This window comes from Lederbergia sp. NSJ-179, from assembly GCF_022867885.1.
Classification (GTDB): domain Bacteria; phylum Bacillota; class Bacilli; order Bacillales; family Bacillaceae_C; genus Lederbergia.
Genome location: NZ_JALIFP010000084.1, coordinates 1 through 2,743 on the forward strand (window position 1 = coordinate 1; position 2,743 = coordinate 2,743).

Here is a 2,743-nt window from a genome sequence, read left to right on the forward strand (position 1 = left end):
GATAAAATTAACAATTAAGGACAATGACCGGCTTGCGAAACTACGCCTTTAAGGCGTTGCCAGTAACATGCCCTTACAGGGCTGAGTCAAACCACCCGTTGAACGGGTGGTCTGTGATTTTGTGGTACTTTCATACTGAAATTTGCCGATGGTGGAGAAATGTAGCCAATTAAAATGAGTCTCTTCCATGCAAGGACGATAGCCCTTGTGAAATTTACCTGATGAAAGTATGAGATAGTCCCCTCTTTTTAAAGTATATTGGTATCCATCCTCTTTTATTAAGCTTTCTAAGGCAACAGCCACGGCCAAATTTAAGATTGGATATTGACCCCAGCCGTCAATACTTTCCTCTTCCAATAATAGAAACTCGCAAACGCATCAAAATGATTCTCATACTATCTTGTGATTAGTGGGATAGTAAATTAAGCTGTCGATCGAAGATGCTAGATTTTCGAGTAATACGGAGTAGTGTTACTGGGAAAATTACAGAGGCACATTTGTTTTATTTTGAGTATCAATGTTCATAAAAATATGATAATATCAAACTAGCAACTGAATATTGTTTGGGTGGTTGGTTGTCACTCTTTTTTCCATTTATGGGAAAGGAGGTGACCACCATGGAAACATTTCTTGATTTTCTAAGAGAAGCTTTGAAGGGGGTTGTGCGAGCAATAAGTGCACATCTCTTTAAAAAAGCCTTTCTAGAAAAAAAGAAAACCACCCAACGCCGTAGGAAGCAAATGGGTGGTTCTCGAAAAAAACTATAATTTTTGACAACCACCACCCTGACGGTAGAGGTTGCGTGAGGAGTGTGCAAAGCACTTCTCTTTATTAGTATATTCTTATTATGACATAAATAAACTAAAAAATAAAGGGGCGAAATCAAGGGACTCCACCTTTCTTTTTGGTTATTCGTTTATAACCTATTATAGCAAAGGCGAGGGTCCTTCTGTCCTGTAATTGGTAAAAAACTCCAACACTTATTCTTTCCCGTAAATATTTTACTCATACCTGAATTATTCATAACCATGTTCTGTATCCTTCGGCGCTCCTGTTATAACGGCATCTTTAAGCCATTAAGGGCATCACCAAATAGGTGAAAGAAAAACACATGAAAAGAAGCCCAATTTTTATTAATGTTAAAAGTGACTAAATTGTACAGCTCAAGGAAACCCATAAAAAGTGTGGGGACAACTTTACGACTCCCGTCAGATTTCGGTCGCATAGAACCGTCTATGAGCCCTTTTTAGCGTCCTCGGCCAGATTTTGGTCGGATAGCCCCCGTCTATGAGCCCATTTTTGCGTCCTCGGCCTAATTTTGGTCGCATAGAATCAGTCCATCTAATGGAAATCGTACTGAATGACCTAATCGGTAACCTTGCTTGCTTACAATTTTTTAAAACTGTCCATTTTAATAAAAGTAGCTTGAACTTTATTGTAGCTAAATAGAAAGATACTAAAAATAAAGTTGCTGAATAGACATATATTGGAGTTGGAAAATCTTTATTAATTAGTATTATCTATTTTTGTTTAGGTTCCAAGACGAAAAACTACACCTCATTTTGAGAGAAATTGCCTGATTGGGAATTTTTATTAGAGTGTGTAATAGAAGAAAAAAATTATACTGCAACAAGAACGACGGCTAATCCAAATCGAATTCCGTTAAATGGTGAGGAATTAACTTTAACTAAATTTAATTCAAAAATGGAAGGGTTATGCTTTCAGATCCCTGATGATATCGGTCATATATCCTTTAGATCTTTATTACCTTTCTTTATTCGACCAAACAAAAAGTTATGTCAGTTTTGCCCCCGCTCACGGTTGTTCATCAGGATTGAACATCAAAAATTGAGCTTTTTGCTTGGTAGAGGGGCGAGCGGTCGTCCAAATATCTAGTCCGTGTTCCTTCATTTCTTCCATTAGATTTTCTAAGGCGCCAGCTATGGCTATATTTAAAACCGGATGTTGTGCACAGCCGTCAATGCTTTCTTCTTCCCAATAATAGAAACTTGCAAATGCCTCAAAGGCATCCTCATATTTCGTGTAAAAGATTTGGACGCGCAAGCCCTTATGAGTCGTCCAAAATGTTCCCCCGTCTTTTGGTAATGGATGCATTTGTATCCCTCCGATTTCTTGTATCATACCCACTATGTGAAGAGTCCATCAATATTCTGTTCAAGTAGAAAGTTACTGTTAATTACCTATGTCTATTATCCTGTATAGAGTAGAAAATTCCAATTAATTTAATACAATCTTTTATTTTTTTGGGGGTTTTTTTGATTTTCTTTTTAATAGAGAAAAAACTTGACGCTTTTTCCAATCAAAAATTGTACCCAGATTTAGCTATTTAGTCTACTTATTCCTTATTTTTCTTTGTCCAGTTAAGTGTAGCCGATTCATTGTCCCCGTTCCGGAGCATGAATCGTGACAACCATTGCCAAGCTAGATGGTTCAATCTGCTTTGAGATGAAAAAACGTAAATTTTAAGTTGTAGCTGAAATTTCGCACGCTAAATGAATTTTGGAGAGATATAACAAATTTGCTTTATGATAAGGTGAAAAAACAGCTTGATATTTCTCGAAATTGTGAAAACGGACGTCTTTTTTATCAAAATCGTTATTCGCTGTGACCGTCAAGTAGAATGTTACAATTTTCGATAATTTATTTTTTACACTTTTTCAGTGAAAATCGTAGCTCGATGTTTCATTCGGTAGCTATCTCCATTTAAGTGTATGACTTCTGC

3 protein-coding genes are annotated in these 2,743 nt (G+C 36.7%); 1 reads left to right on the forward strand and 2 read right to left on the reverse strand.

The window, feature by feature from the left end; all coding sequences use genetic code 11:
* Window positions 1–48: 48 nt before the first annotated feature.
* Entirely contained in the window at window positions 49–357 is a 309-nt protein-coding gene (locus MUB24_RS22820; RefSeq protein ID WP_244708010.1) for a hypothetical protein, read from the reverse strand.
* A gap of 260 nt (window positions 358–617) precedes the next feature.
* Between MUB24_RS22820 and MUB24_RS22825 the strand changes: the two genes are divergently transcribed.
* On the forward strand, window positions 618–767 hold the full coding sequence (locus tag MUB24_RS22825) for a hypothetical protein (RefSeq protein WP_244708012.1): 150 nt from the start codon (window positions 618–620) through the stop codon (window positions 765–767).
* A 1,048-nt stretch (window positions 768–1,815) separates the two neighbouring features.
* Here the strand turns inward: MUB24_RS22825 and MUB24_RS22830 are convergent.
* The gene (locus MUB24_RS22830; protein ID WP_244708015.1) at window positions 1,816–2,115 is read right to left on the reverse strand and encodes a hypothetical protein; all 300 of its coding nucleotides are present in this window, start codon (window positions 2,113–2,115) and stop codon (window positions 1,816–1,818) included.
* Window positions 2,116–2,743 lie beyond the last annotated feature (628 nt).